The organism is Pseudomonas sp. B7(2017) (assembly GCF_002112745.1).
In the GTDB taxonomy this organism is placed as follows: Bacteria; Pseudomonadota; Gammaproteobacteria; order Pseudomonadales; family Pseudomonadaceae; genus Aquipseudomonas; species Aquipseudomonas ekonensis.
Window position 1 is genome coordinate 41,834 of the sequence record NZ_NEIP01000013.1, and the last position, 24,900, is coordinate 66,733.

The 24,900-nt window shown below is 66.2% G+C and carries 21 protein-coding genes; 11 read left to right on the top strand and 10 right to left on the bottom strand.

Going from position 1 to position 24,900, the window contains the following annotated elements; all coding sequences use genetic code 11:
- Nucleotides 1-11: 11 nt before the first annotated feature.
- Genes CAG29_RS21155 through CAG29_RS21165 form a run of 3 tightly spaced genes read right to left on the bottom strand, consistent with a single transcriptional unit; the run spans nucleotide 12 to nucleotide 3,589 of the window.
- The gene (locus CAG29_RS21155) at nucleotides 12-959 is read right to left on the bottom strand and encodes a dihydrodipicolinate synthase family protein (protein ID WP_085695090.1); all 948 of its coding nucleotides are present in this window, start codon (nucleotides 957-959) and stop codon (nucleotides 12-14) included.
- A 52-nt stretch (nucleotides 960-1,011) separates the two neighbouring features.
- On the bottom strand, nucleotides 1,012-1,938 hold the full coding sequence (locus CAG29_RS21160) for a 4-hydroxyproline epimerase (protein ID WP_085695091.1): 927 nt from the start codon (nucleotides 1,936-1,938) through the stop codon (nucleotides 1,012-1,014).
- Nucleotides 1,939-1,960: 22 nt separating this feature from the next.
- Nucleotides 1,961-3,589 (bottom strand): APC family permease, encoded by a 1,629-nt coding sequence (locus CAG29_RS21165; RefSeq protein WP_085632882.1) that lies wholly within the window; start codon nucleotides 3,587-3,589, stop codon nucleotides 1,961-1,963.
- Between the two features lie 290 nt (nucleotides 3,590-3,879).
- Between CAG29_RS21165 and CAG29_RS21170 the strand changes: the two genes are divergently transcribed.
- Nucleotides 3,880-4,650, top strand: a complete 771-nt coding sequence (locus tag CAG29_RS21170; protein WP_085585582.1) for an AraC family transcriptional regulator — start codon at nucleotides 3,880-3,882, stop codon at nucleotides 4,648-4,650.
- A gap of 18 nt (nucleotides 4,651-4,668) precedes the next feature.
- Here CAG29_RS21170 and CAG29_RS21175 read toward each other — a convergent pair whose 3' ends face one another.
- Nucleotides 4,669-5,097 (bottom strand): hypothetical protein, encoded by a 429-nt coding sequence (locus CAG29_RS21175; protein ID WP_085656465.1) that lies wholly within the window; start codon nucleotides 5,095-5,097, stop codon nucleotides 4,669-4,671.
- Between the two features lie 181 nt (nucleotides 5,098-5,278).
- Between CAG29_RS21175 and CAG29_RS21180 the strand changes: the two genes are divergently transcribed.
- The 3 genes from CAG29_RS21180 (at nucleotide 5,279) to CAG29_RS21190 (ending at nucleotide 9,716) form a co-directional block, all read left to right on the top strand.
- Complete coding sequence (locus CAG29_RS21180) at nucleotides 5,279-6,943, top strand: hypothetical protein (RefSeq protein WP_139831520.1); 1,665 nt, start codon at nucleotides 5,279-5,281, stop codon at nucleotides 6,941-6,943.
- 115 nt (nucleotides 6,944-7,058) lie between these two features.
- Entirely contained in the window at nucleotides 7,059-7,439 is a 381-nt protein-coding gene (locus CAG29_RS21185; protein WP_085695093.1) for a RidA family protein, read from the top strand.
- A gap of 288 nt (nucleotides 7,440-7,727) precedes the next feature.
- Nucleotides 7,728-9,716, top strand: a complete 1,989-nt coding sequence (locus tag CAG29_RS21190) for a U32 family peptidase (protein ID WP_085585590.1) — start codon at nucleotides 7,728-7,730, stop codon at nucleotides 9,714-9,716.
- 42 nt (nucleotides 9,717-9,758) lie between these two features.
- Here the strand turns inward: CAG29_RS21190 and CAG29_RS21195 are convergent, their stop codons facing one another.
- The 3 genes from CAG29_RS21195 to CAG29_RS21205 all read right to left on the bottom strand — a co-directional run bounded on the left by CAG29_RS21195 (nucleotide 9,759) and on the right by CAG29_RS21205 (nucleotide 13,560).
- On the bottom strand, nucleotides 9,759-10,994 hold the full coding sequence (locus CAG29_RS21195) for an aromatic ring-hydroxylating dioxygenase subunit alpha (protein WP_085585592.1): 1,236 nt from the start codon (nucleotides 10,992-10,994) through the stop codon (nucleotides 9,759-9,761).
- A 119-nt stretch (nucleotides 10,995-11,113) separates the two neighbouring features.
- On the bottom strand, nucleotides 11,114-12,463 hold the full coding sequence (locus tag CAG29_RS21200) for an MmgE/PrpD family protein (protein ID WP_085695094.1): 1,350 nt from the start codon (nucleotides 12,461-12,463) through the stop codon (nucleotides 11,114-11,116).
- A gap of 137 nt (nucleotides 12,464-12,600) precedes the next feature.
- Nucleotides 12,601-13,560 carry a LysR family transcriptional regulator gene (locus CAG29_RS21205; RefSeq protein ID WP_085632890.1) on the bottom strand — a complete coding sequence of 320 codons (960 nt, stop codon included), beginning with the start codon at nucleotides 13,558-13,560 and terminating at the stop codon, nucleotides 12,601-12,603.
- Between the two features lie 371 nt (nucleotides 13,561-13,931).
- Here CAG29_RS21205 and CAG29_RS21210 point away from each other — a divergent pair, with 371 nt between their 5' ends.
- The 7 genes from CAG29_RS21210 to CAG29_RS21240 all read left to right on the top strand — a co-directional run bounded on the left by CAG29_RS21210 (nucleotide 13,932) and on the right by CAG29_RS21240 (nucleotide 22,037).
- Nucleotides 13,932-14,966 (top strand): glycine betaine/L-proline ABC transporter ATP-binding protein, encoded by a 1,035-nt coding sequence (locus CAG29_RS21210; RefSeq protein ID WP_085632892.1) that lies wholly within the window; start codon nucleotides 13,932-13,934, stop codon nucleotides 14,964-14,966.
- Nucleotides 14,967-15,016: 50 nt separating this feature from the next.
- Complete coding sequence (gene proW, locus CAG29_RS21215; protein WP_085585600.1) at nucleotides 15,017-15,970, top strand: glycine betaine/L-proline ABC transporter permease ProW; 954 nt, start codon at nucleotides 15,017-15,019, stop codon at nucleotides 15,968-15,970.
- 42 nt (nucleotides 15,971-16,012) lie between these two features.
- A complete protein-coding gene (proX, locus tag CAG29_RS21220; RefSeq protein ID WP_085632894.1) occupies nucleotides 16,013-17,038 on the top strand; it encodes a glycine betaine/L-proline ABC transporter substrate-binding protein ProX in 1,026 nt (341 codons plus the stop codon).
- 64 nt (nucleotides 17,039-17,102) lie between these two features.
- A complete protein-coding gene (locus CAG29_RS21225) occupies nucleotides 17,103-18,161 on the top strand; it encodes a GlxA family transcriptional regulator (RefSeq protein WP_085695095.1) in 1,059 nt (352 codons plus the stop codon).
- Nucleotides 18,162-18,275: 114 nt separating this feature from the next.
- Nucleotides 18,276-19,592 (top strand): FAD-binding oxidoreductase, encoded by a 1,317-nt coding sequence (locus tag CAG29_RS21230; protein ID WP_085585607.1) that lies wholly within the window; start codon nucleotides 18,276-18,278, stop codon nucleotides 19,590-19,592.
- Nucleotides 19,593-19,642: 50 nt separating this feature from the next.
- Nucleotides 19,643-20,545, top strand: coding sequence for a dihydrodipicolinate synthase family protein (locus CAG29_RS21235; protein WP_085585610.1), 903 nt, complete (start codon nucleotides 19,643-19,645; stop codon nucleotides 20,543-20,545).
- Nucleotide 20,546: 1 nt separating this feature from the next.
- Nucleotides 20,547-22,037 (top strand): aldehyde dehydrogenase, encoded by a 1,491-nt coding sequence (locus CAG29_RS21240; RefSeq protein WP_085585612.1) that lies wholly within the window; start codon nucleotides 20,547-20,549, stop codon nucleotides 22,035-22,037.
- Nucleotides 22,038-22,047: 10 nt separating this feature from the next.
- Here CAG29_RS21240 and CAG29_RS21245 read toward each other — a convergent pair whose 3' ends face one another.
- The 3 genes from CAG29_RS21245 to CAG29_RS21255 form a co-directional block, all read right to left on the bottom strand.
- Entirely contained in the window at nucleotides 22,048-22,692 is a 645-nt protein-coding gene (locus CAG29_RS21245) for a paraquat-inducible protein A (RefSeq protein ID WP_085585614.1), read from the bottom strand.
- Entirely contained in the window at nucleotides 22,689-23,282 is a 594-nt protein-coding gene (locus CAG29_RS21250) for a paraquat-inducible protein A (RefSeq protein ID WP_085585616.1), read from the bottom strand. Before CAG29_RS21250 ends, CAG29_RS21245 begins: the two co-directional genes overlap by 4 nt.
- Before the next feature lie 119 nt (nucleotides 23,283-23,401).
- Nucleotides 23,402-24,460: an alpha/beta fold hydrolase gene (locus CAG29_RS21255; RefSeq protein WP_085585618.1), complete on the bottom strand. Its 1,059-nt coding sequence runs from the start codon at nucleotides 24,458-24,460 to the stop codon at nucleotides 23,402-23,404.
- Nucleotides 24,461-24,900 lie beyond the last annotated feature (440 nt).

The following is a 24,900-nucleotide window of genomic DNA, read 5'->3' on the forward strand; positions in this document are numbered from 1 at the left end:
CGCAGCGCAGGTCAGGCGAGGTTCTGTTCCGCCGACCAGTTTTCGTACCAGTGGCGGAACAGCGCGTACTGGTTTTCCGCGTAGCGGCGCTGGGCGTCGGTGAGCGCGTCGGTCTCGTTGAAGTGCAGGGTGTATTCCTTGTCGCCGTTGAGCACCATCAGGTGCTTGTAATACAGCACCAGGTCGGTGCCCTCGTCGAAGGACGACAGCACCGCCAGCGCCGATTCCAGCTCGCGCGCCTGGCGACGGGCCTTGGCGTCGCCCTTGGCCGCCTGCTTGCTCAGGGCCACCAGTCGCAGCACTTCCCGGGGCAGGGCGTTGCCGATGCCGGTGATGGCGCCGGTGGCGTTGCAGTTGACGAAGCCGTGCACCACCTGGGTGTCGACGCCGACCATGAGGGTCACGTCGTCATCTTTGGAGGTGATGTGTTCGGCGGCGTAGCGCAGGTCGGCGGCGCCGCCGAACTCCTTGAAGCCGATCAGGTTCGGGTGCTCGCGGCGCAGTTCGAAGAACAGGTCGGCGCGGGTGGCGAAGCCGTAGTAGGGGCTGTTGTAGATCACCGCCGGCAGCTTCGGCGCGGCGTTGAGGATGGCGGCGAAGTGGGCCTTCTGCGCGGTCGCCGAGGCGCCCCGGGACAGCACGCGGGGAATCACCATCAGGCCCTGGGCGCCGACCTTGGCCGCATGGGCGGCATGGGACACGGCCTCGCGGGTGTTGACCGCACCGGTGCCGACGATGGTCGGGACGCCGGCGGCCACCAGGCGCGCCACGCCTTCCTGGCGCTCGGCTTCGGTCAGCAGCGGCCAGTCGCCCATGGAGCCGCAGTACACGACCGCGCTCATGCCGATGTCGATCAGCTCGCGTCCCTTGGCCACCAGCGCGTCGAAGTCCGGTTTGCGCTGTGGGGTGCACGGGGTCATCAGGGCGGGCATGCAGCCGGTGAAAATGTTGTCGCTCATGGTCGTTCTCCAGGGTTCAGTGATTGATCGGGTTGAAAAGCGGCGCGGCGGCTCAGATGCCCCACGCGAACGGATCGGTCTCGTCGATCAGCAGGGTGCTGTCGGCGGTCATGTGGGCGCGGCCGGTGATGGCGGGGCGGATGCGTTCGCCTTCCCATTCGTAGCGGCCCTCGAAGCGGCTGCCGGTGACGCTCGCCTGCACCCAGCGCTGGCCGGGCGCAAGCTTGCCGTCGGCGGCCAGGCACGCGAGCTTGGCGCTGGTGCCGGTGCCGCAGGGCGACCGGTCGTAGGCCTTGCCGGGGCACATGACGAAGTTGCGGCTGTCGGCCTGGGCGTCGGCGGCGAACAGTTCGACATGGTCGATCAGTGCGCCGTCCTCACCCTGGATGCCTTGGGCTTCGAGGGCCTTGAGCATCGCCCAGGTGAACTCGGTGAGGGCTTCGGCGTTGTCCAGGGTCAGCGTCTGCCCGTGCTCGGAGACAAGGAAGAACCAGTTGCCGCCCCAGGCGATGTCGCCGAGGAAGCGGCCATGGCCCGGCACGTCTACCGGCACCTGTTTGCGGTGGCGGTAGGCGGGCACGTTGTACAGGGTCACCGCGCCGTCCTCGTGCAGGACCGCACTGACCGGGCCCACCGGCGTGTCGATCTTGTGCACGCCGGGCGCGATCAGGCCCAGGTGCGCAAGCGACGCGACCAGGCCGATGGTGCCGTGGCCGCACATGCCCAGGTAACCGGCGTTGTTGAAGAAGATCACGCCGCAGGTGGCCTCCGGCGACACCGGTTCGCAGTACAGGGCGCCGACCAGCACGTCGTTGCCGCGGGGCTCCAGCAGGCAGGCGCGGCGCCATTGGTCGTGGTGCTGGCGCAGGGCGTCGCGTTTTTCGGCCATGGTGCGGCCGGGCAGGTCGGGGAAGCCTTTCATCACCAGGCGCGTGGGTTCGCCGCCGGTGTGCGAATCGATGACGTGTACTCGTTTCATGGACGTGTCCCGTTGAGTGGTTTCAGTAGGCGCCGGCGGTGCGCGGCTTGGCGGTGGCGTGGTCGGAGGCGGCGGCTTCGCTTTCGTCGTCCTCGGATTCCAGCTGCAGCAGGTGCGCCGGCACGCCGGTCGCCGCGCCCCAGTAGTAGATGCCGGTGGCGCAGGCGGCTACGACGAGGGTGTCGAACGGGTGGGCGAGCAAGCCCAGGCCGCCGAAGGTGCCGAGTTTCGACAGCACCAGGGTCACGGCGTAGAACGCGATCAGCCAGGCCGAGGAGCGCACTTGCCGCGCCAGGCTCAGGTGGGCGGTGGGCACGAACCGGCCGCACAGCAGGTACACGACGAACATCAGGATCTGCAGGCCGAGCAGCCAGGACACGGTGCTCCAGCCCGACCAGTAGACGATCAGCGCGGCGATGATGAACGACACCGGCCCCAGCACGCCCATGCGCTTGACCCGGAACGGGCGCGGCAGGTCCGGCGCGTTGCGGCGCAGCGCCGCCACGGACACCGGCGCCACGGCATAGCTGAGCACCAGGGCGGCGGACACCACGTTGATCAGCGCTTCCCACGACGGGAACGGCAGCGTCCAGAACACCGACAGGCCGAAGGTCAGCCACAGCGCCGGGCGCGGAATCCCGGACTGGGCGTCGATGCGGGTGAAGACCTTGAAGAAGGTGCCGGTCTGCGCCCAGCCGTAGATCACCCGAGGGGTGGCGTTCATGTAGATGTTGCCGCAGCCGCTGGGGGAGATCACCGCGTCGGCCACCACCAGATAGGCCAGCCAGCCCACGCCCAGCGCCAGGGCGATGTCGCGGTAGGGCAGGGCGAATTCCTTGGTCACGCCGGCCCAGCCGTTGGCGAGCATTTCGGTGGGCACGCCGCCCAGGAACGCCACTTGCAGCAGCACGTAGATGGCGGTGGACAGCAGCACCGACAGGATCAGCGCGATCGGAATGGTGCGCTGCGGGTTCTTCACCTCGCTGGCCACCGAAATGATCGGGGTCAGGCCGAGGTAGGCGAAGATGATCCCGCCGGCGGAGACCGCCATCTCCACGCCGGACAGGCCGAACGGCGCGAAGCCCTGGACCTGGAAGTTCTCTGGCTTGAAGAAGGTGAACAGCACGCCGATCACCAGCAGCGGCACGATGAACTTGAACACGCTCACCAGGTTGTTGGCCTTGGCGAAGGTCTTCACGCTGCGGTAGTTGAGCAGGAAGAACACGCAGAGCAGGCCGAACTGCACCAGCCAGCCCAGCAGCGTCGGGTCGCTGCTGCCGGCCTTGGTCAGCCCGGGGAACCAAGCCGCCGCGTATTGCCGCGACGCCACCACTTCGATCGCCACCAGGCTGGAGAAGGCGATCAGGGTGATGAAGCCCATCAGGTAACCGAGCAGCGGCCCGTGGGAATACACCGGGTAACGCACCACGCCGCCGGCCCGGGGCAGGGCCGCGCCCAGTTCGCAGTAGACGATGCCCAGCAGCAACACGGCGAACCCGCCCAGCAGCCAGGAGAAGATCCCCGCCGGCCCGGCGATGGCGGACACGTGGCTGGCCGCGAACAGCCAGCCCGAACCGAAGATCGCACCGAGCCCGATGAAGGTGAGGTCGATCAATGAGAGTTGTTTCTTGAACTTGCCTTGGCCTGACATGGCATCGCCTTCTTGTGAGTTATTGGATAGGCAGTCGTGACGTCATTGGAACGGCCAAACAATGAACCCATCGGCTGCGGCGCGATTGATGTTTTGTGCAGGCACCGATGACGAAATCGGCACAGTCGCGGTTCCGCGCACCAGCCCTCGACACGCCGTCGGCGTTGCTGCACTCTGCACCCGGACTGCATTGCACCCGGACTGCAGTGCACCCGGACCGCATTGCACCCGAACCGCATTGCATCTGGACCGCATCGGGCCGGATCATCCGCCGGAGGGAGAGACTCACCATGCACGACGCATTCGCGATCCTGTGCCAGGGCGACGACGCGCACCGGCCCCGCACGCTCCAGGAGCTGCTGGCGGGGGTGGGGCTGCTGTTGCCGATGCTGGATGCGATCCCCAACGCGGCGATCTTCATCAAGGACGTGGAGGCGCGGTACGTCCTGGCCAACCGCACGCTGGTGCAGCGCTGCGGGTTGAAGGACCTCAAGCCGCTGCTGGGCAAGACCAGCGCGCAGGTGTTTCCGGCGCAGCTGGGGCCGGGCTACACCGAGCAGGACCGGCGGGTGCTGGAGGAAGGGTGGGTGCTGGAGGACCAGCTTGAGCTGCACCTGTACGGCAGCCGCGAGCCGGGCTGGTGCCTGACCCACAAGCGGCCGCTGTACGACCGCGACGGTGCGATCATCGGCCTGGCGGGGATTTCCGTGGACCTGCAGTCGGCCAGCGAAACCCACCCGGCGTTCCAGCGGCTGGCGGCGGTGGACGAACACATCCGCGCCCATTTCAACCGGCGTGTCACCCTGGGCGAGCTGACCCGCATCGCCGGCATTTCAGTGGCGCAGTTGGAGCGCTACTGCAAGCGGGTGTTCCACCTCACGCCCCGGCAGATGATCCAGAAAGTGCGCCTTGAGCATGCGCACCGGCTGCTGCACACCGACCTGCCGATCACCGAGGTCGCGCTGCAGTGCGGCTACACCGACCACAGCGCATTCACCCGGCAATTCAAGGCCTCGACCGGCTTCACGCCGCGCCAGTACCGGCAGGCGACCGCGCCGTGAAGGCGGGCGCCTTGCGGATCAAGGGGCGCGTCGCAACGCCAAGGCGAGGGACATCTTGCCGATCAGCGCGGCGATTTCCTTGGCGCCGAAGCAGCGGAACTTGACGCTGCCGGCCGGGGTGTCGAGGCGCACGATCTTGGTCACGAACCCGCCCTCGACGGTGACCTTGCGGATCGCGGCCATCGGCACTTCGATGTCCATCGTGCCGGTCTGCACCGCGCGGTTCATGGCGTTGGCGCTCAAGCGCACGGCGCGCTGGGTGACCTCCACCTTGCCGCCGACCCACAGGCCGCCGTACGCCTCCTTGAACGCGTCCAGCACTCCGGCCAGGACAGCGACATGGCCTTCACCGACGTCGTCATAGAAATCGGCGACTTCGTCGTCGTTCATTTCGGCATCGGCCACCAGAAAGTTGGCCAGTTTCGATTTCAAGATCTCTTCGCTCATCCATGCCTCTCCATGATCGGGTTCGCCCTCCCAAAAACAGATGCCTGTTTACCTGATCGCGGTGCCGGAGGCCAACCGAATGTCTAGCGCCGATGCTGCTTCGGTGCCGGCCCAGTGCGTTTTCGCCAAGGCCTGCTAGCGTTGATCCTTCATCGTCAATCAGCCGACAGGAATGGATGCCATGAGCCAACGAACAACCTTGTGTCTCGTGAACGTGAGCGGGCACGACATCGCGGCCATGCTGGTCAGCGGCGCCAGCGGCTTCGAAAAGGGCAATGACCCGTCGGGGTTCATCCACGGCCCTTTGCCCAACCAGGATTCGGTCACAGGTTACGTCGAGCTGATTGCCGCCCCGGCGAACTTCACCGTCGGGCTGACCTTCGCCGACGGCACCACCCTGAGCTTCACGGACGACCAGCAAAGCGCGCAGACCCGGCACATCGGCGTGATCCCCCACACCGGCACGGCGCAGGGCCTGGAGGTGTGGCGCAGCACCGGGGGCGATGTGGGCGACAGCTCCCACGGCACCAACGGCCTCTACATCCGGACGGTGGCGGTGCCCGACCATTCCGGCTGGATGGGGGCGCTGCAGAAGCGCAAGCCCGGCATCCTGCTCAACGACGTGACGATGCCCGGCAGCCACGACGCGGGCATGTACGTGACCCACGACTATCCGTTGGGGGGCGGCGGCGAGTGGGCCAAGACCCAGAGCCTGACCACCCTGCAGCAGCTTCAGGCCGGTTCGCGCTATTTCGATCTGCGGATCTGCTGGCGCGACGGCCACCTGTCGACCTATCACGGGGACACCGGCTACGGCGCCTACGGGGCGCTGCTGAGCGACATCCTCACGGATGTGCAGGCCTTTCTTACCGGCCCCAGCGGCAATGAGGAAGTGGTCATCCTCAAGTTCTCCCACACCTACACGGACACGATCGACAGCATCATCGACGTGGTGAAGACCCAGTCGATGCGGCTGATGCTCCCGAAACAGGGCTCGGGAACCAATCTCGCGCAGACGCCGTTGAGCATGATGAAAGGCAAGATCGTCATGGTGTTCGACAGCGAGTTCGAGGGGGAGTGGGACCAGGCGCAGGGGATCTGGCCGTACTTCGACACGACGGAAAACCCGTCGTCGGTCATCGGGCGGGATCTGACGGTCTACGACCATTACGCCGACCAGACCGATTACCCGACCATGGCCGGCGACCAGACGGCCAAGCTCGGCAAATACGGCGGTTGGGGGGACAGTTATCTGTTCTTGCTGTCGTGGACGTTGACCGGGGACACGCAGGTGCGCGATATCGAGGTGCTGGCCGGCATGGCCAACCCGTGGTTGCCCCAGGTGCTTGCCGACAAGACGATCAGGTACGGGCGGCGCCCGAACATCGTTTACCTCGACTTCATCGACCCTTGGCTGTGCGGGGTGATCCTCGGACTGAACGACCAGGTGCTGATCCGTCGCTACAACTACGCATCGGCAGGCGGCATCGGCGATTGCCTGGGGATGTGCCCGCCCTCGGGGGGCTGGCAGTTTCCCGTTCCGCTGTTCTACGCGCCGACGGTGGCCGCTGCCGGCAACGTGCCGGTCTACCAGTACCAGGCGCACGATCCTGAGCGCTACTGCTACACCCTGGACAGCGACTTCCCGTTCGGCACCCGCGAGCAGGCGCCGTTCTTCGGGCTTGTCACCGGGCAGCCGGACAGTGCACCGCTGTACCAGTACATCAAGCCGTTCACCGACAAGCACGGCAAGCCGCAGACCGCCTATGGCTACGGCCTGACGACGACACCGCCGGCCGGCTGGGGCAACAGCGGCGTGGCGTTCGACGTGTTGCCGTATCGTTGAGGCGCTTCGGCGGGGGCGGTGAGCAGGTGGCCTGCCGGGTGTTCGCGGGGTCGGCAACGGCGGACATCTGGCTTACACTGGCCGCCGTTTTTCCATCCACCGACAAGAGATAGCCATGGCCAACGCGGACATCACCTTCATCCCCGATCCCGATGCGGACTCCATTTCCTCCGACGTCGCCGGCTTCGGCGGCCTGCTGGTCTCCACCCAGATCCCGACCCGCGCCGACGGCAGCCTTGAGCTGGGCGACATCACCCTGCAAAGCGAATGCACCCTGCAAGCGCTGAAAGTGGCGCTGGAGAAGGCCGGCAGCTCGATGGACCGGGTGCTGCACCTGACCATCTACCTCACCGACATGGCCGACCGCGGGGCGTTCAACGAAGTCTACAAGCGCTTCTTCGCCAAGCCTTGGCCGGTGCGCGCCGCCGTCGGCGTGGCCTCCCTGGCCGTGGACGGCATGCGCGTGGAAGTCACCGCCATGGCCGCCAAAGCCTGATCCCGATCCCTTGGCGGGAGCGAGCGGGTCAGCCAATGATGATGTCGGCAATGCCGGCCTCATCGCTGGCAAGCCAGCTCCCACAGTGATCCCAGGTGTTCGCAATCGCTGTACACCACCAAACCCTGTGGGAGCTGCGGTGCGACGATTCGACTTGCCAGCGATGAGGGCAGTCCTGCCGACATCTGTGGTGCCTGACCCACCGCCATCGGGCAGGGCACGCGTGCCGCCCGGCCGTTTCGCAGCTACAATGCGCGCCTCAACCGTGTCAGCCTGATTAAAAAAACTATGTCCTTGCCCAAGCATCACCTGGAACTGCTCAGCCCTGCCCGCGATGTGGCCATCGCCCGCGAGGCCATCCTGCACGGCGCCGATGCCGTCTACATCGGCGGCCCGAGCTTCGGTGCGCGCCACAACGCCTGCAACGAGGTGAGCGAGATCGCTGAGCTGGTGAAGTTCGCCCGCCGCTACCACGCGCGGATCTTCACCACCATCAACACCATCCTGCACGACAACGAACTGGAGCCGGCGCGTAAGCTGATCCACCAGTTGTACGACGCCGGCGTCGATGCGCTGATCGTCCAGGACCTGGGGGTGATGGAGCTGGACATCCCGCCGATCGAGCTGCACGCCAGCACCCAGACCGACATCCGCACCTTGGCACGGGCCAAGTTCCTCGATCAGGCCGGTTTCTCCCAGCTGGTGCTGGCCCGTGAGCTGAACCTCAAGGAAATCCGCGCCATCGCCGACGAGACCGACGCGGCCATCGAATTCTTCATCCACGGCGCGCTGTGCGTGGCGTTCTCCGGGCAGTGCAACATCTCCCACGCGCAGACCGGCCGCAGCGCCAACCGCGGCGACTGCTCCCAGGCCTGCCGCCTGCCGTACACCCTCAAGGATGAGAAGGGCGGCGTGATCGCCTACGAAAAGCACCTGCTGTCGATGAAGGACAACAACCAGAGCGCCAACATCCGCGCCCTGGTCGAGGCTGGCGTGCGTTCGTTCAAGATCGAAGGGCGCTACAAGGACATGGGCTACGTGAAGAACATCACCGCCTACTACCGCCAGCGCCTGGACGCCGTGCTCGAAGACCGCCCGGACCTGGCCCGCGCCTCCAGCGGCCGCACCGCGCACTTCTTCGTGCCGGATCCGGAAAAGACCTTCCACCGCGGCAGCACCGACTACTTCGTCAGCGAGCGCAAGATCGACATCGGCGCGTTCGACTCGCCGACCTTCACCGGCCTGGCCGTGGGCACCGTGGAGAAAGTCGGCAAGCGTGACCTGCAAGTGGTCACCCACGAGCCGCTGTCCAACGGCGACGGACTCAACGTGCTGATCAAGCGCGAAGTGGTGGGTTTCCGCGCCAACATCGCCGAGCCCAAGGGCGAGTTCGACGAAGACGGCGAAAAGCGCTACCGCTACCGCGTCGAGCCCAACGAAATGCCGGAAGGCATGTACAAGCTGCGGCCGAACCATCCGCTCAACCGCAACCTCGACCACAACTGGCAGCAGGCCTTGCTCAAGACCTCCGCCGAACGCCGGGTCGGCGTGTCGTGGGCGGCGCGCCTGCGCGAAGAGCGTCTGGAACTGACCGTCACCAGCGAGGAGGGCGTCAGCGCCAGCGTGGCCCTGGACGGCCCGTTCGGCCTGGCCAACAAGCCGGAGCAGGCGTTGGAGCAACTGCACGACCTGCTCGGCCAACTGGGCACCACCCAGTACCACGCCACCGCCGTCGAGCTGGACGCGCCGCAGGCGTTCTTCATCCCGAACTCGCAGCTCAAGGCCCTGCGCCGCGAAGTGATCGACGCGCTGACCGAGGCGCGGATCGCCGCCCACCCGCGTGGCGGGCGCAAGGCCGAGACCACGCCGCCGCCGGTGTACCCGGAGTCGCACCTGTCGTTCCTGGCCAACGTCTACAACCAGAAGGCCCGCGACTTCTACCACCGTCACGGGGTCAAGCTGATCGACGCGGCCTACGAGGCCCACGAAGAACCGGGCGAAGTGCCGGTGATGATCACCAAGCACTGCCTGCGGTTCTCCTTCAATCTGTGCCCGAAACAGGCCAAGGGCGTGACCGGCGTGCGCACCAAGGTGGCGCCGATGCAACTGATCCACGGCGACGAGGTGCTGACCCTCAAGTTCGACTGCAAGCCGTGCGAGATGCACGTGATCGGCAAGATGAAAGGCCACATCCTCGACCTGCCGCAGCCGGGCAGCGTGGTCGGCCACATCAGCCCCGAAGACCTGCTCAAGACCATCCCCCGCGCCCCGCACTGACCGGGTGCCGGCGCGCGCCTCCGCGTCGCGCCGGCCGCAGGCTCAGCCCACGGACTTCAGCGGGATCGGCCCCTGGAGCCGCTCCGTCAGGGTGGCGCAGTACCAGTCGTCGAACTGGCACACGCCGGTCTCCGCCGTTTCCGAGTAGGGCCCCGGCTCGTAGGACGGCGACGTCACGCCGCGCTGCGTGCCTTCCACCAGCGTGCGGTCCTGGTCGTTGGTGGCGAGCCAGACCTTGGTCAGCCGTTCGATGTCGTAGTCCACGCCTTCCACCGCCGAACCGTGCACCAGCCACTTGGTGGTCACCAGCGTCTCGGTGGCGCTGATCGGCAGCACCCGGAAACTCAGCGCATGGTCGCCCAGGAAGTGGTTCCAGGTGGACGGGTAGTGGAAGTACAGCAGCGCGCCGATGTCCGGTTCGCCGGTCTTGTCGAGCCTGCCGGCCACCGCCGGCTTGCCGTCCAGGGTGTAGCTCACCGCGCCGGACGACAGCGGGATGCGGGTCATGCGGAACTGGCCGTTGATGTCCATCACCAGGCGGCTCGGCAGCCCGGCGCTCTCGCAGGTGTTCCAGTAGGCCGACAGCACGGGGTCGTCCTCGCCGCTGGTGCCGCCCACCGACAGGTTGTCGACGAACGACTTCAGCAGCTCAGGGTGCGAACCGTCGCAGTGGTAGCACTCGCGGTTGTTCTCGAACACCAGTTTCCAGTTGCCCTTTTCGACGATGTTCGACTCGAACGCCACTTTGCAGTCGTCGAGGAAGTGCGGGGCGAGGAACGGGCTGACTGCCTTGCGGAAACCCTCGAAGTCCGGCGCCTTGGCCGCGACGCAGACATAGATGTAGCTGTGCACGATCTCGCAGTGCACGGGCTTGAGGTTGTATTGCGTCTTGTCGAAGTCCTGGCCCATGTTGCCGGCGAACAGCAGGTTGCCGTCCAGCTCGTACGTCCACTTGTGGTAGGGGCAGACCATCTTCGCCACCTTGCCGTGATCGGCTTCGCAGATCTTCGCGCCGCGGTGGCGGCAGGCGTTGTGGAAGGCGCGCACTTCGCCGTCCTTGCCGCGCACCACCGCGACCGGGTAATCGCCGACCTGCAAAGTGAAGTACTGGCCCGGCTTGGGGATCTCGAAGGTGTGCCCGGCGAAGATCCAGTCCTTGTGCCAGAGGTGCTCCAGGTCCTGCCGGTAGACCTCTTCGTCCTTGTAGAGGGCGCCCGGCAACGAATGCCAGGGTTTGCGCTGTTTGATCAGGTCAAGCACGGTGTCTTTGTTGTTCATTGTTTTCCTCGCCATGAGCGTTGGGGCCGGTTTCCCGCCGGGGATGACTGACAGCAGCCTATCCCCGGGAGGAAAACCGTCACAAACGACATTTGCTGCGGGCAATCGATGCGTTGAGGTTATGGAACGGAGCGGTCGGACGCCTGGAACAGCGGCTCCAGCGCCACGATGGCGGACGGTGCCCGGGCCAGTTGCCGCACGGCCTGTTTCACGGCCTGGGCGTGTTCCTGGCCGAGGCGGGCAGCGAACAGATCGAACTTGTGTTCGAGCTCCAGCGCCGTGAGTGCCGTGGCGGGGTCGCCACGGGCGGCGGTGATGGGGCTGACGACCTGGCTGCCGTCTTTGCGGGTGACGGTGAGCCGCGAAAGGATTTCGCCGGGGAACCGCGCCGAGAGATCGGCGGCCTCGACGACCTCGATGCGCCGGCTCAGGGCCAGGATGTCGGCGGCGTGGATGGCCGCGCCGGTGACTTCTTCCGGCCCCAGCCGGCCCCTGACGATCAGCGCGGCCAGCGGGAAGGCGAGGGCGTACTGGGCCTGGTCGGCGTCCTGCGGCGTGTGGCCTTGCAGGCACATCGACTCGTAGAAGGTCTCCACGCGGATCGTTTCGATGGCGTCGGCGGTGAGGCCAGGGTCGATTCGCTGCAGTTCCAGCATCGCCGTCAGCGCCGGCTGCGCCCAGCGGCAGACCGGCCAGGGCTTGAAGTACTGGCTGTCGATTTCCCAGCGCTGGCCGAGGTCGCTCCAGTGTTCGGCCACCGAGGCATCCTCGACCGTTTCCGCCGGCGCGCCGGTCACGCCCTCCATGGCCATCAGCAGCGCATTCAGCCCGGTGAACGCCCCGGCGCCGTGGGCGTCGCGCAGCATGGTCGGCGCCAGCACCACGCGCATCATCGGGCAACGGGCGCTGAAGTATTCGGCGATGCCCAAGGCATGGCGGAAGGTCGCTGCGTCGAAGTCCAGCAAGCGGGCACCGGCGCAGACCACGCCGATGGCCGAGAACCCGCCGGAGGCGTGGTAGGTGGGCGAGGTCGCCATCAGCGCGGTGCCGGCGCGCAGGGCGGTTTCATAGCCGATGCACAGCGCGGTCAGCAGTTCATGGCCGCTGATGGCCTTGCCTTGCCGGTGCAACGCATCCGCCAGGGCGAGCAGCGCCGGCACCACGGTGGCGCCGGCATGGCCCTTGGAACGGAAATGGCCTTCATGGGCGTCGAGGCTGTCGGCGCAGAAGCCACCGGCCCAACCGGCCCCGAGCACGTTGACCGGATGGCCGTCGAAAGGCAGGCGGCTGGTGAAGGCCGCGGCGGGGTAGTGCGACCGGGCGAAGCGGCGCAGCATCGTACTCGTGTCGTTGGACGCGGCGCCCGCCATCACGCCGACGATGTCCAGCAGGCTGTCCTGCAGGATCTCCCGGGTGCGGGGCGGCGCGTCGAGGAAATCGAAACCGCGGCAGAATTCGTAGAGTGACATTCAGCAATTCCTTCCTGTGAGAGAGCCGAACCAGTGCCTGGCCGGCGCGGCTCAACAATGGGTCAGGAAGGCGGTGAGGCTCCAACGACATTTTCGCCGTGCAATCGATAACCGGACCGAATGCACAGCACCCTGGCTCAGCGGCGGGGGAACTTGGAGAGGATCCACTCGCGAAAGCGCCGCAGGGCGTCTTCGTTGTCCGCGCCGTCCCGGCAGCTGAGGTAGTGCCAGCTGTTGCGCAACTGGACTTCCTGCTCGATGGGGCGCACCAGCAAGCCTTGCTGCAGCAGCGGCGCCACCAGGTGGTTCCAGCCCAGCGCGATGCCCTGATGGGTCAGCACCATGCTGATCAGCAGGTTGTAGTCGTTGGCGTTGAAGATCTGCGGGCTGGTGGCCGGCCGGTCGTCGATGTCGATGGCCTGGAACGCCAGCCACACGCCCCAGTCGACGTGCTCGGCCACCTGCGAGCGGCCGTAGGGGCTGAGGTTCAGCAGGGCCGAGTCGCGCACGCCTTCGATGGTCGAGATCTCCGGGTGCTTCTCCAGGAACTGCGGCGTGCACACCGGGTAGATGATGTCGTGGCACAGCGGGTAATTCCTGTACCCCTCGCGGATGCGCGCGATCTTGGTGATGAAGATGTCGGGCTGGACGCCCGGCTCCATGGTCAGGAAGTTCTGCGTGGTGATCAGGTTCAGCTCGATGCCCTCGCTTTGGGCGAAGAACTCGGGCAAATGGTTCGACAGCCACAGGGCGGAGAACGCCGGCGAACAGCAGACGGTCAGGACTTTCTTGCCCGACTGGCTGCTGCGGATGCGCTCGGCGGCCTGGGCGATGTTGACGAACGACAGCTGCGCGGCATCGAAGAACAGCGCGCCCGCCGAAGTCAGTTCGACGGCGCGGCCCACCCGGGTGAACAGCTGCGCGCCCAGGTAGCTTTCCAACTCGCGGATCTGCCGGCTGATGGCGGCCTGGGACACGCACAGCGCTTCGGCCGCCCGGGTGAAGCTCAGGTACTTGGCGGCCGCGACGAACGCCTTCACCGCCCGCAGCGACGGCATTTTCAAAAGGACGGTGTCTGGGTCCACATGCTTGGTCATCGGTACAGCCTCCTCACGGTACGCCTGCGCTGTGCATTGAAGCGCGACGAGGGTATCGGATGCCTGCGCGCGGGGATATGCCGGTGTCGCAGCAAGGATAGCCCCGGTCGCTGGCGGACGTTCTTCGCCTGCTCCGGCAACGGCCTGCGCAATCGATAACCCGACGTTATCAACTGGTGCCTGTAAATGTCGTTGGAATGTAAACAGGGATGCTAATAGATTTGAATCGTCCCTCTTTCCTGGGGCCCCAAAAACAATAAAAGGAAACCCGTCGTGACGACCTATAAGCATGACCGCTGCCGCTCAACAACAAGTTCGCCCCAATGCATATCGCCAAGTAAGCCATATGCACAATGCGAAGGAGGCAAGGTATGAATCGCTGCGACGACATCATTTGCGTAAAGAACGTCTATAAAGTGTTCGGCACTCATCCGGAACTGGCGATGAAGTTGATCGAAGAGGGCGCCTCGAAAGCCGAAGTGTTCAAGAAGACCGGCCAGGCCATCGGCGTGTTCGACGCCAACTTCTCGGTTCGGCGCGGCGAGATCTTCGTCATCATGGGGCTGTCCGGTTCGGGCAAGTCCACCATGGTCAGGCTGTTCAACCGCCTGATCGAACCCACCAGCGGCAGCATCTTCCTCAACGGCAAGGAAATCACCGGCCTGGGCGACAAGGACCTTTTGCAGGTGCGGCGCAAGGACATGGGCATGGTGTTCCAGTCGTTCGCCCTGATGCCCCACATGAGCGTCATCGACAACGTCAGCTTTGGCCTTGAGATCAGCGGCGTCGGCGAAAAGGAACGCTACTGCCGGGCCATGGGCGCCCTGGAACAGGTCGGCCTGGCCGGCCAGGAATTCAGCTTTCCCCATCAACTGTCCGGCGGCATGCAACAGCGTGTCGGCCTGGCCCGAGCCCTGGCCAACGACCCGGCGATCCTGCTGATGGACGAGGCGTTCTCCGCCCTCGACCCGATGATCCGCAGCGAAATGCAGGGCGAGCTGATCAAGCTCCAGGCCGAACAGGACCGCACCATCATTTTCATCTCCCACGACATCGAAGAGGCCGTGCGCATCGGCCACCGCATCGCGATCATGGAAGGCGGGCGCGTGGTGCAGATCGGCACGCCGCGCGAGCTGCTGTGCAATCCGGTCAACCAATACGTGCGGGACTTCTTCAACGGCTTCGACACCAGCCGGATCCTCAAGGCCGGCGACATCGCGCAGCAGGACGCGGCCATCACCTATACGCCGGGGCAGCAGACGCCCATCCGCGCCGAGGCCTCATTGAAGGAAATATTCCATCTTGTCGCCGCGTCGGCCGCGCCCATTCCGGTGGTGGATGAAGTGGGCCTTTATAAAGGTTCGATCTCCCAGGGGCATCTGCTTAGTTGCCTCTGCAATAACTGAACAGTTGTTCTTTCGAAATGCCAAGCGGTAGATGAAGGCGAGGTAGCATCATGTCGGACTTTAACTTTATGGATCCTTTCCAAAGTTTGAACATTCCTTTGGGAACTTGGGTCGAGACCGTCCTTAAATATCTGGTTCATAACTTCCGGGACGTGTTCCGTTCCATTCGCTGGCCGGTCGACCAAGTGCTCGACGGCGTCCAGTGGAGCCTGCTGTCGGTGCCGCCGACGGTGTTCATCCTCATCGCCGGCCTGATCAGCTGGCAGATCGGCGGCAAGCGCATCGCGATCTTCAGCGTGGCGACGCTGACCGGGCTCGGCCTGATCGGCGTGTGGAACGACGCCATGGTCACCCTGGCGCTGGTGCTGACCTCGCTGCTGTTCTGCGCGGTGATCGGCATCCCGCTGGGCATCCTCTGCGCCCGCAGCGACCGCACCGAAATGGTCATCCGCCCGGTGCTCGACGCCATGCAGACGCTGCCCGCGTTCGTGTACCTGGTGCCGGTGGTGATGCTGTTCGGCATCGGCAACGTGCCGGGGGTGATCGTCACGATCATCTTCTCCGTCGCGCCGCTGGTGCGCCTGACCAACCTCGGCATCCGCCAGGTGCCGGCGGACAAGGTCGAGGCGGCGCGAGCGTTCGGCTGCACGCCGACGCAGATGCTTATGAAGGTGCAACTGCCGCTGGCCGCGCCGACGATGATGGCCGGGCTGAACCAGACCCTGATGCTGTCGCTGTCGATGGTGGTCGTCGCGTCGATGATCTCGGTCGGCGGCCTGGGCTTGATGGTGCTCAGCGGCATCGGCCGCCTCGACATGGGCCTGGCCAGCGTCGGCGGCGCCGGGCTCGTGCTGCTGGCGGTGTTCCTCGACCGCCTGACCCAGGCCATGGGCGAGCGCAGCAGCGACCTGGCGACCGGCCAGCGCTGGTACCAGACCGGCCCGGTCGGCCTGGTCATGAAACTGAAGAAAAAGAAGAACGTGGCCCGCGCGGTCATCAACTGATCCTTTCTGCTCACCGAACAACACTCCTAAGCGTGGTGAAACATGAAATTGGCAAACCTTAAGCAAAGCGTCGTGGCGACCGTGGTGGCGTCTGTCCTGGGCACCTTTCTGAGCGCGGCGGCTTTCGCGGCCGACGCCGCCAAGCCCGGCGCCGGCGTGTCGATCACCCCGATTTTCCCGACCATCGCCGAAGAGCGCTTTCGCGGCGAGGTGGTGATCGCCGGCCTCAAGGAACTGGGCTACGACGTCAAGCCGCCGAAGGAGACCGACTACCCGGCGATGTTCCTGGCGCTGTCCTACGGCGATGCGGATTTCACCGTGCACGAGTGGGAGCACCTGCACGAATCGTTCTACGAGAAGGCCGGCGGCGACGACGTGATGGTCAAGGTCGGGCAGATCATGAAGGGCGTGCTGCAGGGCTACCTGATCGACAAGAAGACCGCCGAGGCCTACCACATCAAGGACCTCTCGGACCTGAAGAAGCCGGAGATCGCCAAGCTGTTCGACAGCAACGGCGACGGCAAGGCCGACCTCACCGGCTGCAACCCCGGCTGGGGCTGCGAAGTCATGGTCGAGCACCACATGAAGGCCTACGGCCTGGGGCCGACGGTGGTCGACAACCGCGGCTCGTACTTCGCCCTGATGGCGGACACCATCGCCCGCTACCAGCAAGGCAAGCCGGTGCTGTTCTTCACCTGGGTGCCGCAGTGGATCTCCAGCGTGCTGGTCGAGGGCCGCGACGTGGTCTGGCTGCCGGTGCCTTACACCGACCTGCCCGAGGGCAAGGAAAGCCAGGACACCTTCTACGAAGGCAAGAACCTGGGCTTCCCGGTGGACACGATCAACGCCGTGATGAACAAGGACTTCGCCGCGAAGAACCCGGTGGCCCGCAAGTTCCTGTCGGAGGTCAGCATCAGCACCGCCGACGAGAGCGCGCAGAACCTGCGGATGCAGAACGGCGAGAAGTCCCTGGCCGACATCAAACGCCATGCCGCCGAGTGGATCAAGGCCCACCAGGCCGCTTACGACGGCTGGCTCAGCGATGCGCGGGCCGCTGCGGGCAAGTGAGCCCGGGCGGCAGACAGGCGGCCGGGCAACGGCCGGTTCAACGAAGGTCAAGGGGAGGCGCGAGATGGACACTTTCCAGAGCACATTGAAACTGCAGAACATCGGGTTCCGGCCATCCGCGCATTCGGCGGGGCATGAGCGCACCGTGCGCGTGGCGTTCATCCTGCTCGACCATTTCTCGCTGACCAGCCTGTCCACCGCCATGGACGCCCTGGCCACGGCCAACCTGATCAACGGCGACACGTTCTACAAGGTCTCCACCTGGTCGTTGCAGGGCGGCCCGGTGGACAGCGACGTGGGCGTGCCGCTGTCGTCTGGCCGGTTGGTGGCCGAAGGCTTCAGCCATGACGCGGTGATCGTGGTCGGCGGCCAGCGCGTGCGGCTGTCGCCCCAGCCGCTGCTGCGCCGGGTGCTGAAACGCACGGCCGCCGGCAAAGGCGTAGTGGCGGGGTGCTGGAACGCGGCGTTCTTCCTGGCCGACGCAGGCCTGCTCGACGGCCAGGACTTCGCCTGCCACAGCGACAGCCGCGCGTTGCTCGGCGAGTACTTCCCGCACTTGAGCGACAGCGGCTGCGACGTCGCCTTCGGGCAGCGTCGGGCCACCTGCGCCACGGCGCCCTCGGCCCTGGACATGATGCTGGCGATCATGGAGGAACTGGGAGCGGGCAGCGATGCGTCGCGGGTGGGCGAAATCAAACGGGTTCACCAACCCCGGCCGCAGGTTCCGCCGCGCGGCGCCGAGGTTCGCCCGGCGCTGATCCCCAAGCCGCTGGACGCCGCGCTCTCGCTGATGGAACGGCACATCGAGGAGCCGCTGGAGATCGACGAGATCGCCAGCCACGTCGGTGTGTCCCGCCGGCAACTGGAGCGACGGTTTGCCCAGTACCTGAAGGCGGCGCCCAACCGCTATTACCTGGAACTGCGCCTGACCCGGGCGCGGCAACTGATCGTGCAGAGCGACCGCTCACTGACGGACGTGGCGCTGGCCACGGGGTTCGTCAGCTATCCGCACTTCTACAAGCGGTTCAAGGACCTGTTCGGGCTGCCGCCGATGACCTTCAGGGACTACCACCATGTGCATGAGCACCAGGGCGGGCGCTACGCCGTCGCCGCCGGCTTCTGACTGAAGCGCCTCCACCGGCGCTCCGTTCGACAGTTGTTCTCATCAAACGCCACTGCGCGCGTTCGCCGCGTGCCGGGTGCGGTTTGCCCTTTCGACACTAAACGGTTCAACACTATGAAAGTCAGTTCGTTGCCCGCCGATGATGACAGCTGCGGCTGGTTCCACTTAAGCCGCCCGCGCAGCCCCGAGCCCGGCCACCGGGGGCACACCAGCGCCCGTTGGGTGGTGGTGGGCGCCGGTTTCACCGGGCTCGCGGCGGCCCGGCGGCTGGCGCTGAATTTCCCCGACGACAGCGTGGTGCTGGTCGAGGCCCAGGAAGTGGGGCTGGGGCCGTCGGGCCGCAACGCCGGGTTCGCCATCGACCTGCCCCACGACATCGGCGCCGAGGACTACATCGGCGACATCGGCCTGGCCCGCACCAGCCTCAAGCTCAACCTGGCCGGGCAGTCGATCCTGCGCGAGCTGGTGGACCAGTTCGGCATCGAGTGCCAGATGAAGGCCTGCGGCAAGTACCAGGCCGCCGTGGAGGACCGCGGCATCGCGGTGCTGGATGCCTATCGCCTGGGCCTGGACAAGCTCGGCCAGCCTTACCAGATGATCGATGAGGACGAATTGCCCGAGCACCTGGGCACGCGGTTCTACCGCCGGGCGCTGTACACGCCAGGGGCGGTGCTGCTGCAACCGTCGGCGCTGGTGAAAGGGCTGGCGGACAGCCTGCCGGCGAACGTCACCCTGTACGAGCGCACGCCGATCCTGGAAGTGGAGTACGGCGCCAAGACCGTGCTCCGGCACGCCTACGGCAGCCTCACCGCCGACAAGCTGATCCTGGCCAACAACTCGTTCGGCATGCGTTTCGGTTTTCTGCAGGGCCGCATGCTGCCGATCTACACCTACGCCAGCATCACCCGGCCCCTGACCGCCGACGAGCAGGCGCGGCTGGGCGGCAAACCCTACTGGGGCGCGATCCCGGCCGACCCGTTCGGCACCACCGTGCGGCGCACCCCGGACAACCGCCTGCTGATCCGCAACAGCTTCAGCTTCAACCCCGACGGGCGCAGCAACCGCAAGTACAACGAACGCTTCGTGCGCCGCCACAAGGCCTCGTTCGACCAGCGCTTCCCGATGCTGCCGGACGTCACGTTCGAGTACACCTGGGGCGGGGCGCTGGCCATGTCGCGGAACCACAACGGCTTTTTCGGCGAGCTGGCGCCCAACGTCTACGGCGCGCTGGGCTGCAACGGCCTGGGCGTCACCCGCGGCACCGTCACCGGCCAGTTGCTGGCCGACTGGCTGGCCGGCGCGCGCGACCCCTTGATCGATTTCCTGCTCGAAGCCCCGGGGCCCAACGGCAATCCGCCCGAACCGTTCCTGTCGCTGGGGGTGAACATGAACCTCAAGTGGGGGCAGTACCGCGCGGGCCGGGAAAGCTGAACGCCACGTTTTCGCAACCGTTTGAACATCGCACACACTGGAGAAGACCCATGAACTTTGACGGCATCTTTACCCCCGCCATAACGCCGCTGTCCGCCGATGGCCAGATCGATTACGCCGCGTTCGCCGAGGTGATCGAGCACCTGATCGAATCCGGCGTGCACGGCATCGTCATCGGCGGTTCCACCGGCGAGTACTACGCCCACACCGCCGCCGAGCGGCTGAAGGTGGCCGAGCAGGCGAAGGCGTTCATCAAGGGCCGCGTGCCGCTGGTGATCGGCACCGGCGGCATCCGCACCGAAGACGCGGTGTACTTCGCCGAACACGCCAAGTCCCTGGAGGCCGACGCCATCCTGGTGGGCTCGCCGCCCTATGCGCTGCCGACCCAGCAGGAAATCGCCGCCCACGTACTGGCCGTGGACGAGGCCGCGGGCCTGCCGATCATGCTCTACAACTACCCGGCGCGGATGGGCGTGGGGATGGGCAACGAATTCTTCGACGCCATCGCCGGCTGCAAGAACATCGTCGCGATCAAGGAAAGCTCCGGCGACACCGCGCGCCTGCACCGTCTGGCCCACGCCCATCCGTCGATCCAGCTGTCCTGCGGCTGGGACGACCTGGCCCTGGAATTCTTCGCCTGGGGCGCCCGCAGCTGGGTGTGCGCCGGCTCCAACTTCCTGCCCCGCGAGCACGTCGCGCTGTATGAAGCGTGCGTCCTGGAAAAGAACTTCGACAAGGGCCGGCGGATCATGTCGGCGATGCTGCCGCTGATGGATGCGCTGGAAAGCGGCAAGTTCGTCCAGTCCATCAAGTACGGCTGCGAGCTGGCGGGCCTGCGCGCCGGCGGCGTGCGCAAGCCGATGCTGGCGCTGGACGCCGCCGAGCGGCAGGCGCTGGAGCGCGTCGTCACGACGCTCAAGGACAACGTCGCCCGCATCGTCGGGGAGGCCTGACATGAGCGATCTTCTGAGCCGTCAGCAATACCGGGACCTGGCCGCCGGGCTGGAACTGCGCAACCGCGCCTTCATCGACGGCGCGTTCTGCGCGGCGTTGTCCGGCAAGACCTTCACCACCACCAACCCGGCCACCGACGAGGTGCTGACCGAGATCGCGGCGTGCGGCGCCCAGGACGTGGACGCCGCCGTCGCCGCCGCCAAGCGGGCGTTCGACGACGGCCGCTGGCAATCGCTGGCGCCGTCGGCGCGCAAGTCGGTGCTGCTGCGCTTCGCCCAACTGCTGGAGGACAACGCCCACGAACTGGCGCTGCTCGAAAGCCTGGACAGCGGCAAGCCGATCCGCGAATGCCAGACCATCGACGTGCCCGAGACGATCCATACGCTGCGCTGGCACGCCGAACTGATCGACAAGGTCTACGACGCGACGGCGCCCACCGGCTCCGGCGCGGTGACGATGGTCGTGCGCGAGCCCATCGGCGTGGTCGGCCTGGTGCTGCCGTGGAACTTCCCGCTGCTGATGCTGGCCTGGAAAATCGGCCCGTCCTTGGCCGCCGGCTGTTCGGTGGTGGTCAAACCCGCCAAGGAAACCACCCTGAGCACCCTGCGCGTGGCCGAGCTGGCGCACCAGGCCGGGATCCCGGCGGGTGTGTTCAACGTGGTGCCCGGCGGCGGCAAAGAGGCGGGCGAGCCGCTGGGCCGCCACCCGGACGTGGCCATGGTCAGCTTCACCGGCTCCACCGACACCGGCCGGCTGTTCCTCAAGTACTCCAGCGAATCCAACCTCAAGCGCATCGTGCTGGAGTGCGGCGGCAAGAACCCGGCAGTGGTGATGAACGACGTCGAAGACCTCGACCACGTCGCCCGGCATGTGGTCAACGGCGCGTTCTGGAACATGGGCGAGAACTGCTCGGCGTCGTCGCGGCTGATCGTGCACGCCGACGTCAAGGAAGCCTTGCTCGAACGCATGCTGGCGCAACTGGCGGACTGGAAGATGGGCGACCCGCTGGATCCGGACAACCGCCTGGGGTCGATGATCAGCAAGGCGCATTTCGACAAGGTCCGCGGCTACCTCGACGAAGCCAGGGACCGACAGCTCTCGCTGCGGGTCGGCGGCGACACGGCCAAGGGCATCTTCGTCGAGCCGACGATCATCGATGGCGTCACCCGTGACAGCCGTCTGTTCCAGGAGGAAATCTTCGGCCCGGTGCTGGGCGTGACCACCTTCACCACGGTGGACGAGGCCATCGACCTGGCCAACGACACCGCCTACGGCCTGGCGGCGTCGGCCTACACCGGCAGCCTGCGCCATGCGCTGAAACTGTCGCGGGGCATTCGTGCCGGCATCGTCACGGTGAACTGCTTCGGCGAGGGCGACGCCTCCACGCCGTTCGGCGGCTACAAGGAGTCCGGCTTCGGCGGGCGCGACAAGTCGATCTGGGCCCACGACCAGTACACGGAGCTGAAGACGATCTGGATCGACGCCTCTTGACGCGCAGGCGTTAAGGGCCGGCGGCGTCTTCCACGGCGCCGTCGGCCGCCGGCTCGTCCCAGATCAGCCGCGGGTCGAAGCTCATCGCCGAGAGCATGGTGAACACCACCACCAGCCCGAAGAACAGAATGCCCGGCCGTGGCTCGATGTCGCCCAGGGCCTGGAACTTCACCAGTGCCGCCACCAGCGCCACCACCAGTACATCCAGCATCGACCAATACCCGATCAGCTCGACGAAGCGGTACAGCTTCGAACGCTCGCGCCGGGCCCAGGCGCTGTTGCGCTGCACGCTGACCAGCAGCAGCGACAGGGCGACGAACTTGATCCCCGGCACCGCGATGCTGGCGATGAAGATGATCAGGGCGATGTCCCAGGCGCCGTGCTCCCAGAACTCGATGACCCCGCTCATGATCGTGCTGTCGGCGCCGTTGCCCAGCAGGGTGGTGTTCATCACCGGCAGCAGGTTGGCCGGCACGTAGAAGGCCAGGGCCGCGAACATGTAGGCCCAGGTGCGCGCCAGCGAGTTGGTCTTGCGCCGGTGCAGCGGGGCGTCGCAGCGCGGGCAGGTGTGCGGTTCGCCGGTCATGTCGCAGGCCAGCCCGCAGCTGTGGCACAGGCACAGGTTGAGTTCGGCGGCGGTCGGCGGTCGGTTCATGGCAGCTCCCAGAGGTCGCGCACGTCGCGCCCGGCGATGCGGATCAGCAACAGGCTCAATACGGCGAGGGCGAACAGGCCGATGCCCGGCAGCACATCCAGCATGCCCGCCAGCTTGAACACCGCGACCATGGCGCCGAGCAGGCACACCTCCAGCATGCTCCAGGGGCGCAGGGTCTCCAGCCAGCGCATGCACAGCTTGAAGCCCGGCGCCCGGTGCGCACCGAGGGCGAAGCACAGCACCCAGATCAGCAGCACCAATTGGAACGCCGGGGCGATGATGATCGCGATCGCCGCGACCATGGCCATGAAGGTGATCGGCCCCTGGCTCAGGGCGAGCACCGAGTCCCACAGCGTCGCGCTGTTCTTCAGGCCCTTCATGCTGATGCTCATCACCGGGTAGAAATTGGCGAACAGCCACAGCATGGCGGCGGTGAAGCTCAGGGCCAGGCGCTGCTGCACGGTCATGCCGCTGTAGCGCTGGAGCACGCCGCCGCAGCGCACGCAGAGGGTCTTCTGGTGCTTGGCGAGCGTGGCCTTGCGGTACACGCCATCGCAGTGCTCGCAGATGATCAGGTCGGTGCTGGCCATGGGCGCGCTCGACGGAAAACGAAAGGGCGGGGACTCATTGAATATAGAAGGGCGGGGGCAATCGGCAAGCGCAAAAAAAACGGCCCGGAGGGGATTCCGGGCCGCTGGGTGGCGAGCGGTTAAAGGTGATCGGCGTCGATGATGGCCTGGGCGAACGCCTTCGGGTTCTCCTGGGGCAGGTTGTGGCCGATGCCGCCGTCGATCAGGCGGAACTGGTATTTGCCGGTGAAGCGTTTGGCGTAGTCCTCCGGGGCCGGGTGCGGCGCGCCGTTGGCGTCGCCCTCCAGGGTGATGGTCGGCACGCCGATGGACGGCGCGGTGGCGAGCTTCTGCTCCAGCGCCTCGTAGCGGCTCTCGCCCTGCACCAGGCCCAGGCGCCAGCGGTAGTTGAACACGGTGATGGCGACGTGGTCGGGGTTCTCCAGGGCCTTGGCGCTGCGGTCGAAGGTGGCGTCGTCGAAGGCCCATTTCGGCGAGGCGGTCTGCCAGATCAGCTTGGCGAAGTCGTGGGTGTTCTTCGCGTAGCCGGCGGCGCCGCGGTCGGTGGCGAAGTAGAACTGATACCACCATTGCAGCTCGGCCTTGGGCGGCAGCGGGTTCTTGCCGGCGGCCTGATTGCCGATCAGGTAGCCGCTGACCGACACCAGGGCCTTCACACGCTCGGGCCACAGCGCCGAGACGATGTCCGCCGAACGCGCCCCCCAGTCGTAGCCGCCGAGCACGGCTTGCTTGATCTTCAGGGCGTCCATGAAGTCGATGACGTCGCTGGCCAGGGCGGCGGGCTGACCGTTGCGCGGGGTCTGCTCGGACAGGAAACGGGTGTCGCCGTAGCCGCGGGCATACGGCATCAGCACGCGGTAGCCCTTGGCCGCCAGCTGCGGTGCGACGTCGTCGTAGCTGTGGATGTCGTAGGGCCAGCCGTGCAGCAGGATCACCACCGGGCCGTCGGCCGGGCCGGTTTCGGCGTAGGCCACGTCCAGCAGACCGGCCTTGACGTGCTTGAGCGGGCCGAACGGCAGGTCGGCTTTCACGCTGGCGGCGGCAGGCTGGGGCGCTTGCGAAGTGGCGGCCTGGGCCACGCCGAACGCGCCGAACTGCATCAGCGCGGCGGCAAGCACCGACAGGCCCAGCAGACGGCGGCTGGTGGCGCAAGAGGTGGCGTGCAGGGCTGGCTTCATGGGAACTCTCCTTGGCATGGGATGGGCGAGGGGTTCCGGCTGAACCCTTCAGGCTTGGGATCCATTAAAGCCCAGGGACGTATCCGGGCTGTTTCCGGTTGCGATGCCAGATGCCGGGGGATGTATCCCGAAGGCGTCTGTACACACTGAGATACAAACCTGCTGCAGTGGGAACCAGACCTGTGGTGTGCATGAATCTTGTGAACACCTGGGATACCTGTGGGAGCTGGCTTGCCAGCGATGGCGGTGGGTCAGGCAACTGAGATGTTGGCAGTGCTGGCCTCATCGCTGGCAGGCAAGCTCCTACAGGTTTTGCGGGGTGCCTGGATCTTGCGGGCAACCGGGATACCTGTGGGAGCTGCGGTGCGACGACTCGACTTGCCAGCGATGGCGGTGGGTCAGGCAACAGGGGTGTCGGCAGTGGTGGCCTCATCGCTGGC